The 20,836-nt window shown below is 49.9% G+C and carries 16 protein-coding genes and 1 tRNA gene; 11 read left to right on the forward strand and 6 right to left on the reverse strand.

All coding sequences use genetic code 11. From position 1 onward, the window contains the following. Window positions 1–3,907, reverse strand: a 3,907-nt coding sequence (locus OEY64_06745) for a hypothetical protein (protein ID MDH5542646.1), incomplete at its 3' end; no start/stop codon positions are given. 170 nt (window positions 3,908–4,077) lie between these two features. Here OEY64_06745 and OEY64_06750 point away from each other — a divergent pair. From OEY64_06750 to OEY64_06775, 6 genes are all read left to right on the forward strand, one after another. Beyond that, window positions 4,078–5,505, forward strand: coding sequence for a PilN domain-containing protein (locus OEY64_06750; protein ID MDH5542647.1), 1,428 nt, complete (start codon window positions 4,078–4,080; stop codon window positions 5,503–5,505). After that, window positions 5,502–6,161 (forward strand): type II secretion system protein M, encoded by a 660-nt coding sequence (locus OEY64_06755; protein ID MDH5542648.1) that lies wholly within the window; start codon window positions 5,502–5,504, stop codon window positions 6,159–6,161. Before OEY64_06750 ends, OEY64_06755 begins: the two co-directional genes overlap by 4 nt. 20 nt (window positions 6,162–6,181) lie before the next feature. After that, window positions 6,182–6,640: a ribosome maturation factor RimP gene (locus tag OEY64_06760; GenBank protein ID MDH5542649.1), complete on the forward strand. Its 459-nt coding sequence runs from the start codon at window positions 6,182–6,184 to the stop codon at window positions 6,638–6,640. Then, on the forward strand, window positions 6,637–7,677 hold the full coding sequence (gene nusA / locus OEY64_06765) for a transcription termination factor NusA (GenBank protein ID MDH5542650.1): 1,041 nt from the start codon (window positions 6,637–6,639) through the stop codon (window positions 7,675–7,677). The genes OEY64_06760 and nusA overlap by 4 nt, the downstream gene beginning before the upstream one ends. 438 nt (window positions 7,678–8,115) lie before the next feature. Next, window positions 8,116–10,941 (forward strand): methyl-accepting chemotaxis protein, encoded by a 2,826-nt coding sequence (locus tag OEY64_06770; GenBank protein ID MDH5542651.1) that lies wholly within the window; start codon window positions 8,116–8,118, stop codon window positions 10,939–10,941. A 226-nt stretch (window positions 10,942–11,167) separates the two neighbouring features. Then, a complete protein-coding gene (locus OEY64_06775; GenBank protein ID MDH5542652.1) occupies window positions 11,168–12,217 on the forward strand; it encodes a porin in 1,050 nt (349 codons plus the stop codon). Between the two features lie 218 nt (window positions 12,218–12,435). Here OEY64_06775 and OEY64_06780 read toward each other — a convergent pair. The 5 genes from OEY64_06780 to rpsU all read right to left on the reverse strand — a co-directional run bounded on the left by OEY64_06780 (window position 12,436) and on the right by rpsU (window position 16,872). Then, window positions 12,436–12,512: transfer RNA gene (locus tag OEY64_06780), tRNA-Ile, on the reverse strand. Window positions 12,513–12,535: 23 nt separating this feature from the next. Next, window positions 12,536–14,233 carry an RNA polymerase sigma factor RpoD gene (gene rpoD, locus OEY64_06785; GenBank protein MDH5542653.1) on the reverse strand — a complete coding sequence of 566 codons (1,698 nt, stop codon included), beginning with the start codon at window positions 14,231–14,233 and terminating at the stop codon, window positions 12,536–12,538. Between the two features lie 84 nt (window positions 14,234–14,317). Continuing rightward, window positions 14,318–16,057, reverse strand: coding sequence for a DNA primase (dnaG, locus tag OEY64_06790; protein ID MDH5542654.1), 1,740 nt, complete (start codon window positions 16,055–16,057; stop codon window positions 14,318–14,320). A gap of 167 nt (window positions 16,058–16,224) precedes the next feature. Next, on the reverse strand, window positions 16,225–16,677 hold the full coding sequence (locus tag OEY64_06795) for a GatB/YqeY domain-containing protein (protein ID MDH5542655.1): 453 nt from the start codon (window positions 16,675–16,677) through the stop codon (window positions 16,225–16,227). A 12-nt stretch (window positions 16,678–16,689) separates the two neighbouring features. After that, window positions 16,690–16,872, reverse strand: a complete 183-nt coding sequence (rpsU, locus tag OEY64_06800) for a 30S ribosomal protein S21 (protein ID MDH5542656.1) — start codon at window positions 16,870–16,872, stop codon at window positions 16,690–16,692. Between the two features lie 227 nt (window positions 16,873–17,099). On the opposite strand from rpsU, the gene OEY64_06805 reads away from it, so the two are divergent. From OEY64_06805 to fliR, 5 genes are all read left to right on the forward strand, one after another. After that, window positions 17,100–17,603: a DUF2867 domain-containing protein gene (locus OEY64_06805; protein ID MDH5542657.1), complete on the forward strand. Its 504-nt coding sequence runs from the start codon at window positions 17,100–17,102 to the stop codon at window positions 17,601–17,603. 141 nt (window positions 17,604–17,744) lie between these two features. After that, on the forward strand, window positions 17,745–19,007 hold the full coding sequence (gene fliO / locus OEY64_06810; GenBank protein ID MDH5542658.1) for a flagellar biosynthetic protein FliO: 1,263 nt from the start codon (window positions 17,745–17,747) through the stop codon (window positions 19,005–19,007). A gap of 5 nt (window positions 19,008–19,012) precedes the next feature. Further along, complete coding sequence (gene fliP / locus OEY64_06815; protein MDH5542659.1) at window positions 19,013–19,765, forward strand: flagellar type III secretion system pore protein FliP; 753 nt, start codon at window positions 19,013–19,015, stop codon at window positions 19,763–19,765. 12 nt (window positions 19,766–19,777) lie between these two features. Then, window positions 19,778–20,047 (forward strand): flagellar biosynthesis protein FliQ, encoded by a 270-nt coding sequence (fliQ, locus tag OEY64_06820; protein ID MDH5542660.1) that lies wholly within the window; start codon window positions 19,778–19,780, stop codon window positions 20,045–20,047. Then, window positions 20,044–20,823, forward strand: coding sequence for a flagellar biosynthetic protein FliR (gene fliR, locus OEY64_06825; GenBank protein MDH5542661.1), 780 nt, complete (start codon window positions 20,044–20,046; stop codon window positions 20,821–20,823). Before fliQ ends, fliR begins: the two co-directional genes overlap by 4 nt. Window positions 20,824–20,836 lie beyond the last annotated feature (13 nt).

Below are 20,836 nucleotides of genomic sequence, written 5' to 3' on the forward strand. Positions count from 1 at the left end.
CACCTTTGCCGTTAGCGAGCATCAGCGCGAGGAGATACTGCGCGCGGGGATAACCCTTCTCCGCCGCCATTTGGAAATATTTCGCCGCTTCCCTGCTGTCTTTCTTCTTCAGCCCTCTACCGGTCAGATAGATGTGGCCGAGCCGGAACATCGCCTTTGAATGATCCTGCGCCGCCGCCATCGTATACCACGGCACCGCCTTGCCGAACTCCCTCATCGGGTCTCGCCCCATGAAATATATCTCGCCAAGCTCATAGGCGGCGGCCCTGTGCCCTTTCTCCGCAGCCATTTTGTAATATTTTATCGCCTGCTCGTATCCGCCGTCGGGAACCTCCGGCACGTTTGCGTATATTCCGGCAAGACGGTACTGCGCCTCCACCACTCCGCTCTCGGCGACAGGGAGAAAATACTTTGCCGCCCTGGTGTAACTCCTCTTCACCCCTCTGCCGTCAAAATACATCCCGGCTATCTTGTACGAAGCCACGATATCGCCAAGAATGGCGGCCCTCTCGTACCAGAACGCCGCCTTCGCGTCGTCCGGCTCTATCAGTTTTCCATCTTCAAATATCTCGCCGAGTCTTCGTGAGGCGGCGGAGACATTCTCAAGCGCGACAACTTCGTACCACTTGATCGCTTCAATGATGTTCCTGTCGACACCGTTTCCGGTTTCGTAGAGAGCTGCCATTTTCATCTGCGCGTCGAGATTCTTCTGCTTCGCCGCCATGAAATACCATTTCGCCGCCTCTTTCATATCCCTCTTTCTTATTTCACCCTTTTCGTACATCAAGGCAACCCACATCTGCGCGCCCAGATCACCCGCGCCAGCCGCCATCTCGTACCACTTCGCCGAAAGCGAAAGATCAGGTGAAACGCCGATACCTTCTTCGAATATTTTGGCAAGCCTCAGCTGTGCGTCTATGTTCCCCTGCTCACCGACCTTTGTGTACCACTTGATCGCCATCTCCATCTCCGGCTTTTTTGTACCTTCGCCAAGCTCGTACATCCTTGCGAGGAGATAAGCTCCGTCGAGGTTCCCCTGGTCGGAAGCGCGCTGATACCACTTTATGGCGCTCGTGTAATCACGATTGACCCCTTTACCCGTGTAATAGATGTCGCCTAGTTTTACCTGCGCGGCGGGGTCGCCCATCAGTGCGGCCTGCCTGTACCACCAGGAAGATCTCGTAAGGTTTTTGGGGATCGACCCGCGATCCTCCGCCCAGAACTCCGCAAGGCTGTGCTCTATCTTGAAATACCTCGAACCGTTCACCGTATCGGTTTTCTTCTTTAAATCCTTGTCGGCCCTCAGCTCTTTTTCCGCATCCTTGTCCCCGGGATACGAAGGGGCATCCTTGTAACCGCTCAATGCCGTCTGATACCACTTCAAGGCGTTCTCGTAGCTTAAGGGTACTCCGTCTCCGGTCTCGAACAGCTTTCCTATCTCATACGCGCCACCCATCTCACCGCCGTCCGCCGCGGACTTGAAATAAATGTAGGCTGTCTTTGGATCCCTTGCCACCCCTTTGCCCGTCATATATATTCTTCCAGCGTTGAGGAGAGCCATGTTGTGCCCCTTCTCCCCCGCCTTCTCATACCATGAAACCGCTTCAAAAATATCCTTGTTCACACCGCTACCTGTTTCAAGCATCAATCCAAGCGTGAACTGCGCTTCGGTATGACCCTTTACGGCCGCTTTCCTTATAAGGACGGCGGCGGCTCTTTCGTCTACCGCTATTCCGTCCCCTTCGCGCATCTTCCTGCCGAGCATGTATTCCGCTTCTACATAGCCGTGCGCCACCGATTTCTTATACCAGCCGATGGCGCTCTCCCCTTTTTCCGCTTTTGTGCGCCCCAGATCGATAAACTTCGCCAGTCGATACTCCGCTTCGGGATCCCCCTGCGCGGCGGCCTTCCGATACCAGCTTGCGGCCCTCAGGTAATCCCTGTATATCTTTACTTTTTTTTCTTTCCCTCTTTTATCTTCATCATCAAGGTCTGCCTCTTCCGGTATCGCCTCGCCGCTGTCCATGACCATCTTTACGAATTCGTCGCCGACCTCGTAACCCATTTCATATACGGCACCGAGCGTACGCTGTGCTTCTACATGATTCTGCAGTCCCGCCTTCTCAAGCCACCCTATCGCCGCGACCGGATCCCTGTCGACATCGTCGCCATCCATGTATTTCATCCCGAGCCTGAACTGCGCCTCGGCATGCCCCAGCTCGGCGGCCTTTTGGTACCAGAAGATGTTCTCCAGCGGATCGCGTTTTGTCCCTTCCCCCTTGTCGAGAAGATCTGCGAGAGCGAACTGTGCGTCAGCGTTTTCATGTTCCGCCGCTTTTCTGAACAAATCGACCGCGTGGAAAGTAGCGCCATCCTCCAAACTGAGTTTCCCCAGGTAATACTCCGCGTCGCCCGAACCCTGCTCTGCCGCTTTTTCAAGCCAGAGCTTTGCTTCTACTCTGTCATTCTTTCCGCCTCGGCTGTAATACGCCTTTCCTAGGTTATACTGCGCGTCCATCAGGCCGGCCTTTGCCGATTCGAGATAAAGCGCTATAACCTTGTCGTAATTCTTTTCGCCCCCTTCGCTACTCTCCATTATCTTGGCAAGCCTGTTCTTCGCCCCGGCATGTCCCAAGTCGGACGCATGCCGGTACCATGTAACGGCGTTAGAATCATCCCGCGGTTCCAGCAATCCGAGGTCGTACAGCATCGCCAAACGGAAAGCGGACTCGGCATTGCCGGCGAGAGCCGCACTTTTGTACCACTCTTCCGCCTTGCCGAAATCCCTTATAACGCCTATCCCTTTTTCATATGCCCTGCCTGTTTCCATCTGTGCTTCGATATGTCCCTGCGTGGCGGCTTTTTCATACCAGCTAGAGGCGGAAACCGGATCCTTGTCTAGACCTAGCCCCTCCGTAAAAATAGTGCCAAGCCTGAACTGCGATTCGACGTGTCCCTTGTCGCCCGCCTTCATATACCAGTACGCGGCGTTCAGAGAGTCCTGCGCTCCACCCTCACCCCTTGCAAGCATGTCGGCAATGAGGAACTGGGATTCCATATGCCCCTGCATGGCGGCCTTTTCATACCAGCTTCGGGCCGCCGGTTGGTTTCCGTCGCCGTAGTAAATCTGGGCCAATCGATATTGAGCTTCCGGGTGACCGCTTTCTGCCGCCTTGCCAAGCCAAAGCTTAGCCTCTTGCGCGTTGTCATCACCCAGCCTGTTGAAGTAAATGAAACCGAGCCTGTATTGTGCTTCCACCACACCCTGCTCCGCGGCCTTGCGGTACCACTCTTCAGCGCCCACGGAGTCGGGTCTCACACCGTCGCCGCTATCCAGCATTAACGCGAGCCTTGCTTGCGCGTCTGCAATTCCCTTTTCCGACGATTTGCGATACCACTTAACAGCCTCTTCATGGTTCGTGGCTGTCCCTGTCCCCTTGTCATACATGACCGCGACTTTATACTCGGCATCGGTAATGCCATGCTTTGCCGCCTTGAGAAGCCACTTGAAAGCTTGAACGTCGTTCTTTTCTACCCCCTGTCCCTTTTCATAGAAAATCCCGACACGGTATTGAGCCTCCGGCTTCCCCCAATCGGCCGATCTCTTGAACCATTGAAAGGCCTCAACATGATCCTGGGGAACCCCTCTCCCCTGCTCATATATTTCACCCAGTGTATACTGTGCGAGGATATGACCGGATATGCCGGCTTTTTTGTACCATTCGATCGCAGTTTGCATATCCATTTCCGGGTTTTTATCGCTACTGTAGAAATTCCCCATCAGGTACCGGGCCTCGGAATCTCCGGCATTTGCCGATCTCTCCAGAAGAGCCAGCTCGCGGGGATCGGAAGGGATCGGCACGGAAATCTTCCCATAGCCGTTGGCATATGCGTGTTCGACAGGCAAAAAACACGCTAATAGAGCAATTATCAATAGCCTGGACATCATCCCTCTTCCGTTAAATGTAAGCAAACCCGTTATTCTGCTTATCGGCAAAAAGCATCAAATCCTGAGCAGATTATTATTTTCCCGATAAATTCATTTTGCACCAGCGGCGTGATAGAATCACTAGCGTTATGCATAAAATCGCGGTTGTGGATCCTAATGAGAAGTTCTCTTCATTCGCCGTTTTTTCCGAAAGTTTCCAAGGGGTTGCCCTTGAGAACACTGGACAGGTGAACGGCAATTTTCTGGATAAAGGTGAGACCGCGGCCAAACTGAAGGGGGAGCTTGAACGCCTCTGCCCTGAAGGATTCTCCCTCATCCTCCTCATTCCCCGGCATCTCGGGCTGGTGACTTCTGTCGCGATCCCGGCAAAATCTCCGGATATCATCGGGAAAATGATGGAATTTGAATTTCCCAGACATTTCCCCCTGAAAAAGGAGGAGTTGATCGCGGATTATTACATCGCATCCCGAAATGAGGATAGCTTCGAAATAAACCTTGCGGGGATGAAACGGGAAGATTTCGAAAAATGGATGACTCTATCGAATGACGCGGGACTATACCCCGATGGAGTTTCGCTTTCATCCGCCGCATCCCTACCTGTGCCAACCGGCTACGCAAACGGCATCCCGGGAGGGGCGGAAATGCCATCCAAAAGAGTTTTTATCTCCATATCCGCTGAAGGGTTTGAGTTAAGCTTGGTGAAAAAAGAACGGATAATGTATTCCAGGTTCACCCGTTTCAAACCGCCGATAGACGAAAAATACTTTTTTTCCGAAGAGCCGTGGGATGACTCAAGCGCAACCTCCGCCGCAAAACAGGTACAGGAAGAGTTTCAGCGCGTTCGCCTTGTATCGGGAATAGAGGGGATAGATGATTATCTCCAAAGAATTTTCATCTCTGGCGGCGGGATGCTAAGGGGGAAGATCGCCTACAAGCTGGGGGGTATCCCTGAATTCACGAAATCCGACATTACAAAACTGCCGGGCAACGACAGCAAAAGCGGTTTCGACTATACGGCAGTCGCTCAGGGGATGCTGGGGATAGACGAGGGGGTAAGGTTCAACCTTATTCCGAAAAAACAGCGCAGATCGATGTTCGATCGTCTAAGAAAAAGGCTTCTCCTCACCGGCGGAGTTTTGGGAACTGCTCTATTGATCTGGATTTCCACCGCCTGGGGGATCCAGTACTATCGGATAACAACTCTTGAGACGGAGCTTGCAAGATTAAGATCAGAGGCAACCAAATCAGAAAAAATGCTGTTGAAGGTTGACGAAATAGTCACATACCTTGGGAGCTTCATCAACTTTGCCAAGAGCCCCGCATTGACCATTGGGGTTTTTGACGCGATAAATTCCGCGCTCCCAATGAACACTCACCTGACGGATATCGACCTTCGACGCGGAAAACTTACCATCGCGGGATTATCGGGCGATTCCTCCTCCCTTATCAAGATGCTGGAAAACTCGGCGGCCTTTAAAAATGTACGGATGGTCGGTGCGGTAAATACCGCTATCGGCGGCGTGGAAAAATTCAAGATTGCGATGGAGCTTGAATGAGCAGATACGGAAGCGCCGATCTCGGCGGTGGCGGATTGCAGGGAATCAGCAGCAGACTGCGCGCAATACTTGCTCCGCTGACCGAGAGGCTGGACAAGCTTCCGGAAAGGGATAAAAAGGTTATCGTCCTGGGTGGAGCGATCTCCGCGCTGATACTTCTATACTCCTTTCTGATAGACCCCTTATACATCCGCTATGGGGAGATAAAAAACGAAGTCATTCGCACAACCGAAAAGGTAGAGAGGTTCAGATCAGTACTTGAAACTACCGAAGAAAATCAGGGGAAGCGTGAAGAGTACACAAGGGAGTTTGAATCGGCATTAAGACTCTGCTTTGAAGGCGAGACCGAAAGCATAGCGGCTGGAAAACTGGCCGAAACAGCAAGAGATATCGCCTCTGAGATCGGCCTGGTACTGAAATCCACAAAGGTTGAGAACAGCGTTATCGTTCCGGGATTCAGAACGCTCAATGTGGCGATCTCCTTCGACGCTTCATTCCCTTCCCTACTCCGCTTCACGCAGAAGATCGGGGAGAGCGGAAGAAAGATAATGATAAAAGACGCTAAAATACATTCACTGAGAGAAACCTACCCAAGCAACCAGGAAGAGATACTCTCCGTGGAGCTGATCCTCTCCGGTCTGCAGTACGTTCAGTAACGGGCCAAAAGGAATAGAAAATGGATATTGTAAAATCAATTGCCGCACTGCTGACGCCTCTGCTTGAACGGGAAAAGCTCTCCCTGTACGACATAGAGATAGTCGGCGGGGCAACAAAGGCGATCATACGGGTGTACATTGACAGCCCTTCAGGGATCACGCATGAAACATGTTCAAAGGTTTCGCGGCATCTCTCCACGCTTATGGAAGTGGAAGAGGTAGTCCCCGGGGAGTATCTCCTTGAGGTCTCATCTCCCGGGCTTACAAGGGCGCTGAAAAAGCCGGAACACTTCAGCAAAAGCATCGGCAAACTGATGAAAATAAATTTCCGCAACACATACGAAGGGGCAAAAAGCATCGTGGCAAAACTTATCAGCGAGGAAGACGGGATATTCACGGCGGAAGAGATACCGGGAAACCGTATTTACAAATTCAAATATGACGACGTGGCAAAGGCAAGATTGGAGTTCGAAGAATGACTGAAAAAAATATCACCCCTCTGCTTGAAGAAGCCGCAACGGGGCGGGGCGTTTCCAAGGATTTCATTGTAAAGGCGATAGAGCTTGGCCTCTCCCTGGCGGCGCGAAAGAAGGAGGGATTGGAAAACCTCGAAGCGCTCTTTAATGAAAAGACCGGATCCTTTGGCATGTATAAGATCAAAAGGGCCCAGGAACTGGTAAACGATCCTGAAGCGGAAATCTCCCTTGCGGATGCGCTGGTAACGGACCCTGAGTGCGAAACCGGCAAAGAGGTAAGGATACCGTTCAACTACCCGGACATTGACCGCCTCACCGCGATGACCGTCCGGCGAATATTGAAAAAAAAGATAGATGAAATAAAAAGAGACAGCCTCCAGGAAGAGATGGAACTCTCCAGATGGAAAATGGTGGCGGCGACAGTGATAGGACGGAACGAAAAGGATGACCTCATCCTGAGCATTGGACAGAAGCCGGCGCTATTGCCCAGACAGGAACAGGCTTTCAGGGAAGAGGTCGAGATAGGCGAGGTACTGCAAACCGTTATCATAGACGTAATCAGACTTGCCAACGATCCGCTGTTCGTTGTCTCCCGTACTCACCCTCTCCTCCTCGGCGGGCTGTTCCGGCGCGAAATTCCGGAAATAAGCGATGGATACGTGGTGATAAAGGGGCTTGCGCGAGACACCGCGGGACGTTCCAAGATCGCCGTATTCAGCAAAAGGGATGATATCGACGCGATAGGCTCCTGCGTGGGACCTGCAGGCGAAAGGGTTCAAAGAATAATTAAGGAGTTGAAAGGGGAAAAGATCGACATCATCAAATGGTCCGAAACCCCTGAAGAGTATATCGCGGCGGCGCTCACCCCCGCCAAGGTGACGGAAGTATTATGCGACAGGAAGACCGGCGAAGCGCTGGTAAAAACCGAGCCTGAACAGCATAAGATCGCGGTGGGTAAAGGTGGGCTGAATATTCGGCTCGCATGCCGTCTCACTCATTGGTCGATCAATATTGAAAAGGAAAAAACCTTTGGCAGGTAGTTATAATCTTCCATATCTGTAATTATAATTTTCCCCATTCCTGCAGGAGAATAGAGCTCTCCCTGGAAAAGCTCGGCAAGAGGCCGCATTATGCAAATTTTCAAAACAAAGCATAATTGGTTTCATTAAAATAATGGTATACTATAATACATATAGGAGATTGGAAAAACAGGCTTGCCTGAAGATTTCGTCATATTTGGGCGCCTTTTAAAAAGTACGGAAATTTGTGTAGAATGTCAGGTATAAGACTGCGTTCCTCCATTAAAGGAAAAGAAACTGATGAACAGGTAACGGAATGGTTTATTAACTCTTTATGAAATATTTACAGCATTCGTCACCGCAAGCAAAATGCGAAAACTCAAAATTCAACTTTACCTTTTTTATACCGATAAAATAAGACCGTGAAACACAACTGGAAATTTGGAGAGAGGAAGAAACATGTTTAAAAAAATGACCCTAGGCACTAAACTGCTCTTATCGTTCCTGATTGTCGGGATAGCTCCCTTTGCGGTTATCGGGATGCTCTCCGTTATGAAATCGAGTAGCGCCCTTAGCAGTGCATCATTTAACCAGCTGAAAGGGGTTCGCGAGATAAAACGCGCCCAGATAGAGCAGTTCTTCAAGGAGCGCGAGGGGGACCTCAATGTCCTCGCTGAAACCGTTAATACTCTCAGGGGAGAGGCATTCAGAAAGCTTGAAGCGGTTGGCAGTATTAAAGGAAAGCAAATTGAAGGCTACTTCAATGACCGGATCAACCTCATGCAAGACGTCCAGAAAAACCTCCGTTTCACAGGGGGGGTTACCGAATTTTCAAATGCCTTTGCAAAAGGGCTTCAAAGCCCTGAATACAAGGCCGTATTCGACAAGCGTTTTCCAGGCCTCAAAACATTCCAGCAGATCTTCGGCTTCTATGACGTATTCCTGATAGATATGAAGGGGAACGTCGTTTTCACTGTTGAAAAGGAGGGGGACTGGGGTGGAAATGTTGTAACCGGCTCCCTGAAGAACTCGGGACTTGGAAAAGCGTTCCAGGAAGGGAAGAGAGACACTGCGATAATAGACTTCAGCTGGTATGAGATCTCAAATGAGCCAGCCGGCTTCATAGCCACACCGCTCAAGGACGACAGCGGAAACATCCTGGGCGTCGCCGCGTTCCAAATGTCACTAAAGCAGATAAACGAAATCATGCAGGAGCGCACCGGACTTGGAAAAACGGGTGAAACATACCTTGTCGGTTCTGATCTACTGATGCGCTCCGACTCTTTCCTCGATCCGAAATTCCACTCTGTAAAGGCTTCCTTTGCCGATCCTGCGAAGGGAAAAGTCGATACGGAAGCTACGAAAATTGCCTTTTCCGGCAAATCCGGCTCAGATGTAATTATCGACTACAATGGAAACCCGGTATTGTCCGTATGGCAGCCGCTCAATATCCCCGGCATTAAATGGGTAGCGATCGCGGAAATCGACGTAGCCGAGGCCTTCAACCCCATAGATGAGAGTGGCTCCGAGTACTATGCGAAGTATGTGAAGAGTTACGGCTATTACGACCTCTTCCTGATAAACCCTGACGGTTACGTCTTTTACTCCGCGGCCAAGGAAGCCGACTACCAGACAAATATGGTGAACGGCAAATACAGCAGTTCCGGCCTTGGAAAACTGACCAGGAAAGTGCTCGAAAGCAAGAAATACGAAATACAGGATTTCGAGCCGTATGCTCCAAGCAATGACGAACCTGCTTCATTCATAGCTATTCCCATTGTGGACAAAAGGGATAATGAGCTTGAATTGATCGTCTCGCTCCAGCTTTCGCTTGAAGCGATCAACGCGATCATGCAGCAGCGCGAAGGGCTGGGACAGACCGGAGAGACATACCTGGTCGGCCCGAACAAGCGGATGCGCTCCGATTCATTCCTTGATCCCGAATTCCATAGCGTTAAAGCATCATTCGCGAACCCTACGAAGGGGAGCGTGGATACCGAAGCGGCTAGGGACGCACTTGCCGGGAATACCGATGAAAATATAATTATCGACTACAACGGGAACCCGGTACTTTCTGCCTATACACCTCTTAAGGTCGGCGACGTTACATGGGCTCTGCTCGCCGAAATAGACAAGTCGGAAGCGTTTGAGGCGGTAACTGCCATGGAGGTACTTATCGCCATCATAGCAGTCATAGGCGTTATCGCGATAATCATAACGGCAGTGATGATCGCCCGCTCCATCTCCAACCCGATAAACAAGATCGTGGAATCATTGAGAATAGGGAGCGAGCAGGTCGCCTCCGCCTCCGGCGAAATTTCATCCGCCAGCCAGTCTCTGGCCGAAGGGGCCACGGAACAGGCGTCGTCGCTCGAGGAGACATCCGCGTCCCTTGAGCAGATAGCCTCCATGACGAAACAGAACGCGGACAACGCGCTGACGGCGAATACCATGATGAGCGAGTCGCGGATCCGCGTTTCCGAAGGGGTATCATCGATGAAAGAGATGGTCACCGCGATGGATTCCATCAAGGAATCCTCGGGCGAGATATCGAAGATCATCAAGGTAATCGAAGAGATTGCGTTCCAGACCAACCTTCTCGCGCTTAACGCCGCGGTCGAAGCGGCGCGCGCCGGTGAGCACGGAAAAGGGTTCGCCGTCGTAGCCGAAGAGGTTCGGAACCTGGCGCAACGCTCGGCAACCGCATCCAAGGATACAGCCACCCTTATCGAAAACGCCGTGACAAAGGCGAATCAGGGTGGAGAGATAGTCAAGAAAGCCGCCGCCGCGCTCGACTCCATCGCCGAAAGCTCAAAGAAGGTCGGCGACCTGGTAGGCGAGATAGCCGCCGCGTCGAAGGAGCAGTCGTCCGGCATCGACCAGGTGAACAGCGCGGTCAGCCAGATGGATCAGGTAACACAGAAGAACGCGGCTGTGGCCGAAGAGTCCGCATCGGCAAGCGAGGAACTAAACGCCCAGGCATCCAGCATGGATGACTCCGTAGGCGAGCTCTACTCGCTGGTGAACGGACAGGTGATGGGTCACGACCAGCCAAAAGCACTTCTTCCGAAAAAAGGGAACGGCAATAAACCAGCGGCAGCGCCAGTGAAAAAACCGGCTTTCAGAGCAGAGCCTAGAACAGTTCATAACATACAGGGACTGCCAAAACCTGCTCCTGCGGTTCGGAAAGCGCCGGCGCCAAAACCTGCCGGCCAGGGGGCTAAGGATGCGGTCAATCCCGAAGATGTAATCCCGCTGGATGACGACGACTTTAAGGATTTTTAACGACTGATATTTTGTTCCATACGCCCGGCGCCCTTATATGGGCGCCGGGTTTTATCCCTTTCCCATATTCACCTTCCGCCATCTTGACGCCTCTGTATACTTCAGGCAAAACCTGCCGATGAATATAGAGAAAATCGCATAACCATATTTCCGGGGGTGATTTTATTAACTTTTAAGTCGCGTTTTTTTAGTATAATAAGCAACGATGGAAATTATGAGGCAACCATTGTCATACAGAACAATATTTTTAATCGCAGTAACTGTACTTTTCTTAACAGTTGGAATCCGTCCGGCCGGCGCGGCTGGTATCAACCTTGATGTCAGCGGTTTCGTCGATATGAGTTTTTCCGTTATAGATGACACCAATGTAAACACATTTTCGGTGGATGAGTTCGAGCTCAATTTTGTCGGAAATCTCCCCGACATAAACGGCAAGGTTCGTGTTGACCTCCAGTTTCACGGCACAGGCATCTCATCCATGGAACAGGGATACCTCGACATCCCTTATACTGATATGATCTCCTTCAGATTCGGCAGATTCAACGCTCCAATCGGGCTCGAAAAGCAGGATGCTCCCGACATGTATCAATATTCGCATTCCATGCTGTTCGATTACGGGCTCCCGACAAATCTTTCGGGCGTCATGATCTCGTTCAACAGGCCTTTTGCCGACCTGAAAATCTATTATGTAAACGGATGGGACGAAAATATCGACGATAATAATGACAAGAGTTTTGGAACCCGCCTCAGAATACATCCGACCGAATCCTTCAACTTTGGGATCAGCTATATTTCCGGCAAGGAAGGGGCGTTGGATGAAGGTTCGATACCCCCTAAGGAACCGGACCTTCTCAATATTACCGATGCCGTTATTACATGGCAAGGCGAAAACCTAACACTGGGGGGGGAATACAGCATAGGGACATACAAAGATCAATCATTGATGTCGGACTGGAAGGGGACACCGGATTCAAACTGGAATGGGTGGATGGTGATGATGCATTATTATTTCAACGACACCTACGGCCTGACATTTAGATATGACGTATTCGACGACGAAGATGGCGAACGATTTACAAAATGGCGTCTCGGCGACCCGGTCGATGAATCCCGCAGAAGCTGGACCATTGCCCCGACTTTCCATATCACAAAGAACCTGAACGCGGTTGTGGAATTCAGGCAGTTCTATTCCGACCACGATGTATTCCCGGACACAAGGGGAAATCCTGAAAAGGATATGGAGACATACGCCGCCGAACTCACCTATTCGTTCTGAAATAAGTCTCCAAATCCTGTCATTCAAAGCTCAGGCTGAAGTAGCCTAAATTGAAAATATCCGTCCCCTGGAAATGATTCAAAATCTCAACTTGTTGCAAGATCTTAAAAGCATAAAGCTCCCTCTCCGGTCGCGCCGGTGGCTCACTTTCGACTCCTCGGCAAAACTGCGCGGTTATCCAGAATCTCTTTGATGAAAATTGCGGGGTGGTGAAAAAATGGTGGGCCCACGAGGACTCGAACCTCGGACAACTCGGTTATGAGCCGAGGGCTCTAACCAACTGAGCTATGGGCCCGCCGGAAACTTGGCTTCTTTTTATCAGGTTTCGATAAAGCTCTTCAACCTTTTGCTTCTGCTCGGATGGCGAAGCTTGCGCAACGCTTTCGCCTCTATCTGCCGTATCCTCTCCCTGGTGACCTCGAAATCCTGGCCGACCTCTTCGAGCGTATACTCCGAGTTGAGACCTATACCGAACCTCTTCCTCAAGACCATCTCCTCGCGCGGCGCGAGCGACTGAAGCACCTTCGCTGTCTGCTCCTTGAGATTCATCTTTATGATCGCTTCCACGGGTGAGATCATCTTTTTGTCCTCGATGAAATCCCCCAGGTGGGAATCTTCTTCCTCCCCTATCGGGGTTTCGAGCGATATTGGCTCCTTTGCTATCTTCAACACGTTCCTTACCTTGTCGACCGGCAGTGACATCTTTTCGGCTATCTCTTCCGGCTTCGGCTCGCGCCCGAGTTCCTGGACGAGGTGCCTTGATGTGCGAATCAGCTTGTTGATGGTCTCTATCATGTGCACCGGGATCCTGATGGTGCGAGCCTGGTCCGCTATTGCGCGGGTTATCGCCTGCCGTATCCACCATGTGGCGTATGTCGAGAATTTGTATCCGCGCTTGTACTCGAACTTCTCTACCGCCTTCATCAGGCCGATATTACCTTCCTGTATCAGGTCCAGGAACTGCAATCCGCGGTTCGTATACTTCTTCGCTATTGAAACAACCAGCCTGAGATTTGCCTCAGCCAGCTCCTTTTTCGCCCTGCGGTCATTGATGCGGCTGACGTCAATATTTCTTTTCAAAACAGAAAGGCTGTTGGAATCCATGCCGACCTTTTTCTCTATCTGTTTCATGCTCGAATTGCAGGAAGCCATGATCTTCTTCAACTCCTGCTTCGCCGCAGGGGTCATTTTCTTCCATGAATCGCCTTCCATCTTCTTTTCGATTTTTTTCACTTCAGCTTTGATCTTGATCCCTTGCTTGTTATACGCGCCTATCAGATCGATGATCGCGTCTATCGTTAGCTGGTTCAGATTGACTTCCATGAACTTTTCATACAGAACTTCGAAACTTTTCTCCGCCTTTTTGACAAGTTTATCCCTTTCGGAAACTTTCAGCTTTTTCAGGTTTGCCTTTTTATCGCACTCCTGCCACGCTTTGAATGCCTGCTGAAGCTTAACTATGGATTTTGTAACCCTGACTGTTTCATTCTGAACCTTTGAAGAGGATGAATTTTCAGAAACGTCTTCAACATCACCCCAAACAACCATTGACTGAATAGGAATCTCACCTTTTTTCAGGAGTTCCTGCAATCTGACGATTTCATCCATGGTCACGGGACATCGGATAAGGTCGACTAATATATCCTTCTGCGCGGATTCGATCCTTTTCGCGATCGCGACTTCCCCTTCGCGGCTGAGAAGGGAAATGCTCCCCATCTCTTTCAAATACATCCTTACCGGATCCTCGGATGAAAGAGAAACGGATGAATCTACCGATTTCTTGGCTGCGAGCGCTTTCTTCTTTTTCAGTGTTGCCGAGGCCCTCGGAGAGGCATTATCCACCTTGATGCTGTCCTCCTCAAAGATGGCCATTATCTTCTCTTTTTTCTCAGCAGGAAAACGTTTCTCATCGGAAAGGGCATTATCAAGCTCCTTTTGGGAAACATTCCCCTTTTCCCTGCCGATTTTCAAAAGCTGGGCAACCTCGGCCATCTCTCGTATTCTCTTATGTTTCATAGGTTTCCTGCACTCCTATCAAAAATGTAAACCAATTTAAATCTTCCGTCGTAAAGGCAGAAAATGACTTTAGAGGATATCATACTAATGTAGATTCCGTAAATCTTTTTCACGATTCAAATATTCTTCACGACTCTGTTTTTTGGCCGCTTCCACCATCCTTGTTACATGTTTTCCCCTGTTTTTCCTTTCTAGATACTTCATGAAATCCTCTACGTTTTTCCCCCATGAACCTTCCTCATAGAGCGAATCTTCAAGCAACAGGGATCTGATATGGCTTGAAAACTGCCCGTCACCTGCCTGTTCAGCCAGGTCCCCGACTTCCACCCCCCCTTTTAGGGCCAAATCCGACAAGGCGCCAAAAACCCCCCGGCAAGCGGCCGAATTGAAGTCCTCCGGCTTTAACTTCTCGGCTAGACCACCGATTATCTCGGGATGGTCGAGCATTATCCTGATGATGATCTTTTCAAGAGGGGGAGCCGACCGAATATCTTCCTCCCCTTTTGAAGATTTTTTTTCGCTCTTGGTGTACTCCTTCCCCATTCTCGGAAGGCTCAGCTCGATCCTTGAAACCGGAATCTTTGTCTTTGACGAAAGCGCTTCCACAGCGCCAGCCCTTACTATCGGATCGCTGATCTTGGACAACTCCGGTATGAGGGAGCGGATCGCATCCGCCTTCCCTTCGGGTGTTGAAATATCATGTTTCCTGCATGCCAGATCGATAATGTAGCTGAGATACGGCTTCGCCTCGGCCAGGGTCTTATTAAAGCTTTCCGCTCCGCCATCCCTGATGATATCGTCCGGGTCCTTTCCCTCCGGCAGAAGAACTACCTTCGGCCTGATATCGTTTTCCATCGCGGTTATGGTTGAACGCTCCGCCGCCTTTTTGCCCGCTTCGTCGCCGTCGAAGACCATTATCATCTCTTCCGCGTACCTCTTTAGCAGACGGCAATGGTAGCCCGTAAAAGCGGTTCCAGCAGTGGCAACCACTTCCAGAATACCCCCCTGCGCCAGGGCAAGGAGATCCATGTATCCCTCGACTATTAATACCCGTTTGCTCTTTCTGATAAATTCAGCCGACCTGCTAAGACCGAACAGAAGCCTCCCTTTTCGGTAAATTGGGGATTCCGGGGAATTGAGATATTTCGGCCCTTTTCCGTCATCTCCAAGTGAACGCCCCCCAAAGGCTACCACCCTCCCCTTTTCATCAAGTATCGGAAATATAAGGCGTTGTCGGAAAGTATCTATAAGGTTCCCCTTTGAACTTCTTTTGGCCAGCCCCCCTTTTTCTATCTCGGCAGGGGAAAACCTTTTCGACTCTAGATGGTGAAGGAGGGAATCCCAGCTGTCGGGGGCGTAGCCGATGCCAAATTTTTCCAACATTTCGTCCGATATGGAGCGTCGCTTTACATATTCCCGCACGGTACTGCTGCCTGATGCCTCTTTCAGCTGTTGGTGGAAAAAGGCGGCGGCCTCGCGGTTGACATCGTACAGACGGGAATAATCTTCCGAAGGTCCGGTCGATGCCGAAGGGAGCTGAACCCCGCCCCTTTCGGCAAGCTCTTTTAATGCTTCAACGAAAGTGAGATTCTCGAATTTCATTACGAAGGAGATCACGTTTCCCCCTTCTCCGCAGCCGAAACAGTGAAATATCTGCTTCGACCTGTTTACGCTGAATGAGGGGCTTTTCTCCTGATGGAACGGACAGAGGGCCACGAAATTCGCCCCGCTTTTCCTTAATGACAGGTGCGAAGATATGACCTCAACGATGTCATTGCTCTCCCTGACACGGTCAATAACATCACGCGAATAATTCAGCGCCACGGCACCCTCTTTACTTGCAGATTAAAAAGAAAAATAGCCTTAACCACAGAAAATCCGCTTCCCGATCCGGATGGAAAGACAACACACTTCAGAAGACACCACTCACAAAAAAATGACGACAATTAATTTATAAATGCCTCAACGGAAAAACGCCTTCCACGCGGCGCTTACTTGCTTAAAGTTTCTTTAACGAGCCTGCTGACGAGCGATCCGTCCGCGCTTTTGCCGACCTCCGCCATCACCGATTTCATTACCTGCCCCATCGCCTTGATATCGACATTGCCAAGTTTTGCGATAACCGATTTTACCTTCTCCCGGACCTCATCTTCCGATAACTGAGCCGGAAGATATCTGGACAATGCCGCTATTTCGGCCTTCTCCTTGTCGGCCAATTCCTGACGTCCACCCTCTTCATATAGGCGAACCGACTCTTTCCCCTTTTTAATGAGGGTGCTTATGACATCAATTATCGCGTTGTCGTCCAGTTCACCGCTGGCGCCCTTGGCAACTTCGCGGGTTTTCATCTCGGATTTGACCATTCGTATCGCGTCGGAGACAAGCCTGTCCCCTCCCTTCATGGCCTTTTTTAAATCTTCGTCCAGCGTGCTTCTTAGCGACAAATCTGCAAAACCTTAAAATTGTCCAAGCTTTTTCTTTCTGGCCGCAAGTATCTTTTTCTTCTTGCGAACAGAAGGCTTTTCATATCTTTCCCTCTTGCGTATTTCCGATAGAATTCCGATCTTCTCACACTGTTTTTTAAAACGTTTCAGCGCGATTTCAAACGGCTCTTCAGACCTTACCTTGATTCCTGGCAAAAAAATTCACCTCTTCCCGTATATTTATATATTTTTCAACTATTTACACTTTTCGTATAAAAACACTAACTTCGCAGAGTCTAACATTGTTAAACTTTCCCGGTCAACCATATAATATGTGAAATATTCTCTCATTTAAAGGGCTAAAACCCGACAAAAAGGGACGCAAATTTTACAAAAAAACAGCAGATATTTCTTTATCTTGAGCGCAGAAGAGAGTTGGAAATATGGAATACAGCGAAAGAATTAGCGATTTAAAACCATTATTCAATAATGCAGATCATATTGACATAAAAAAAATCGAGGGAACAGTCTCCTTGGACCATTTTATCGCTTCAATGCTCAGCTATATGCCTTGGTGGCTGAGATTTCTATACCGTCTTCGTGCGTACCTTGTCAGGCTACTTGGAATGAGACAGGGGAAAATAGAATTCGAAAAAGCGCTTCAGCCCGAAGACATTTCCTTCAAAAAAGGGAAGAAGGCATTCTTTTTCACCGTTAAAGAAGCGAAAGAGGATTCATGGTGGTTCGCAGAAGCTACAGACAAACATCTCACCGCCTATCTCGGCGCTGTAGCCGAACCGCTCGGCGGAGAAAATAAACGCTTTCACGTTATTACAATCGTGCATTACAGGCATTGGACCGGGCCGGTCTATTTCAACATAATCCGCCCGTTCCACCATCTTGTTGTCTCCGCCATGGCCCGCGCGGGTATTAAGAACAATCCCTAGTTTTGTAGAATCTGCCACTATAGCTTTACTACATCATTAACTGATTCCGCTCTTCCTCGCATATAACATTTCCGCATTGGCATTCATTTTGCTTTAAGTAGTGAGTGAAGAGATTTTTTGACGGTTATTTTTGAGGTTAAGATGAAAAAAGTATTAGTTTCGATTTTGTTGGGCTTCCTTTTCATGGTCATCGGAAACAGCGCTGAGGCGATAGAGGGGAACAAATTTGAAAACTTCTCAGCCAACGCCGTTGGAGATGATTTCCGCCTCGAATTCACCTTTGAGAATACACCTGCTTCACAGATCAAAATAATGGACAAATCGGCGCAAATAGAGCTTAAAGGGGCCTATGTAATGCCCGCAAAGATGACTTATGAGCTGAATAAGGCCGGGGTCAAAGAGGTTTTCATTTACCAGTACGACAGGGAGACAATGCGCATCCGCATATTCCCCCAGGAGTCGATGGATATCCTGAAAAAGGCGATCTCATTCGTAACTGAAAAGGGGAAGATCACCGCAAATATCAATACAAACGTCGCCGGGATAAAACCTATAAGCGAAACATATAAAGAGATAACAGCGTCAACAACCGGGAAAAGCGTCAAAATACCCGACGCGGTCGCAAAGGCCCCTGTCCCGCTTCTCAAGGATAATTCTGCGGCATTAATAGGAGATGGATTGCCCGAACCTGTAATAGAGGAACCTGCAAAAGAGGCAATCTCTGACAAACAAACTGCCGACCCTTCATCACCCGCAGACGGACTCTTTTCGAAGGTAAAGGGTGATGCGAGGATCTCGGATGACCAGAGCCTTGATTTCCTGAACTACAAGGATCCTGCCGCGCCTGAGGATGTTCCCTCAATGGGGAACGCGCTTCTGAAGGTCGGCAGCGCGCTACTCATAGTGCTGTCGCTCATTTTCATCATAGCTTTCCTGGCAAAAAAGTACCTGAACGTCGCTGAAGGGAAGCTTGGCGGAAAGCGGGATATTAAGATAATTTCCAGCCAGTATATCGGCGTTAAAAAGCAGGTAACAATGGTTGAGGTTGCCGGAGAGATACTTGTCCTCGGTGTCACCAGCCAGAGCATCAGCATCCTGGCACGCTACAACGACCCTGAAAAGATAGAGCAGATAAAGCTTGAAAACCGGTTGCCGAAAAAGCCGATCGGAGTGGCGAAGAAGATACCCGGCATGAACTGGGGGGTAGGCTCCAAGAAAAAGCCCGCCAGGAAATTCGACCAGGAGATAGAGAACGTAAGCAAGAAGATGGACGAGGACGAGATCACAAGGGCGATAAACAGCAAGGACAAGCTCATCTCAAGCGTTGCCGAGGAGATCGCCGCGAAGATGAAAGAGATGAAAAAGAACAGAAGCGCCGGATCGATGACAGAGGCGATGGCATAACGAAAATGAAAACGAAGATAATCCGATTTTTGCTTATCCTTCTCCCCCTCATACTCCTGTCGAGTATGGCGGCGGAAGCGGCCGGCATGCCGACGATAAATATTGGCGTCTCGGATTCCAACGAGCCTGGGCAGGTGGCAACTTCGATGAAGATACTATTTCTTCTCACCATACTCTCCCTTGCGCCCGCAATACTTATCATGGTCACCTCGTTCGCAAGGATAGTCATCGTGCTCTCATTTCTGAGGCAGGCTATGGGAACCCAGCAAATGCCCCCGAACCAGCTCCTGATAGGGCTTGCGCTCTTCCTCACCTTCTTCATCATGGCGCCTGTATTCACCAAGATAAACAACGAGGCGATCCAGCCCTACTTCAGCAACCAGATAAGCCAGGACGAAGCGATAAGGCTCGGCTCCGCCCCGCTTAGAAAGTTCATGCTCTCCCAGACGAGGGAGAAAGACCTTGCGATGTTCGTAAACCTTTCCAAGGAGGAGAGACCGAGAACGATAAACGATGTAGGCACACACCTAGTGGTTCCCGCGTTCATTTTGAGCGAACTTAAAACGGCATTCACCATCGGATTCATGATCTATGTCCCGTTCCTTGTGCTGGACATGGTAATCGCCTCGGTGCTTATGAGCATGGGTATGATGATGTTGCCGCCTGTAATGATCTCACTCCCGTTCAAGCTTATGCTGTTCGTCCTCGTGGACGGATGGTATCTGGTTGTCGGGTCACTTGTAAGAAGCTTCGGATAGGAGAAAAAGGAAATGACCCCTGAATATGTAGTTGATTTTGCCAGAAGAGCGATGGAAGTCACCATAATGGTATCGGCGCCTATGCTCGGATTCGGTCTTATCATAGGGCTCGCCGTGTCCATATTCCAGGCGGTCACCTCCATTCAGGAGATGACGCTTACATTCATCCCAAAAATCATCGGCGTCATGATAGCCATTATCGTATTCCTCCCCTGGATGATGCAGATAATGATCTCGTTCACATCCGGGATATTCCTCAGCATACCGACAGCTATCAGATGAACCTCTTCAATTTCGATATACCGGCTTTCCTGCAGTTCGTAATGGTATTCGTCAGGATAAGCGCCGTTGTATATTCGATCCCGATCATCGGCTCTCAAACGGTCCCTAAAACAGCGAAGATCGGCCTCGCCGCCGCAATTGCGTTCATCGCATTCAGCTCCATAAAACTTCAGCCGGTAGACCTTTCAATGCCGATTATGAAACTCATACTAATGCTTCTTGGCGAAGTAGCCATCGGCCTGACCATAGGATTCGCGGCACAGCTCATATTTACCGCCGTTCAGCTCGCAGGTTCCGTGATAGGTTTTCAGATGGGCTTCGCGATCGTTAACGTTATGGACCCCGCCACCCAGGAGCAGGTATCTATCACCGCGCAGTTCCAGAACATCATGGCTCTCCTCATATTCCTCGCTATAGACGGCCACCACATGCTTATTAACGCGTCCGTAAGAAGCTTCGAGATGATCCCGTTACTCGGTTTCAATCCCTCCTCCGGGATAGTAGAGATAATGCTTCTCCTTACAAAAAACGTATTTATCTCTGCCATTAAAATTGCCGCTCCGATAATGGCGGCGCTATTCCTTCTCAACGTTGCTCTCGGCCTGGTGGCTAGAACCGTTCCGCAGATGAACGTGTTTATCATCGGCTTCCCTCTACAGATTGCGGTCGGTCTTTTCATGATAGGGGCTACCGCGCCGATATTCGGATTGCTTTTTAAGAACGATTTCATGGAGCTGGAACACAGCCTGCACGCGATCTTTAGGCTTTTAGCATAGGAAGGGGGTGAGG

Source organism: Nitrospinota bacterium (assembly GCA_029881495.1).
Lineage (GTDB): Bacteria > Nitrospinota_A > UBA7883 > JACRGQ01 > JACRGQ01 > JAOUMJ01.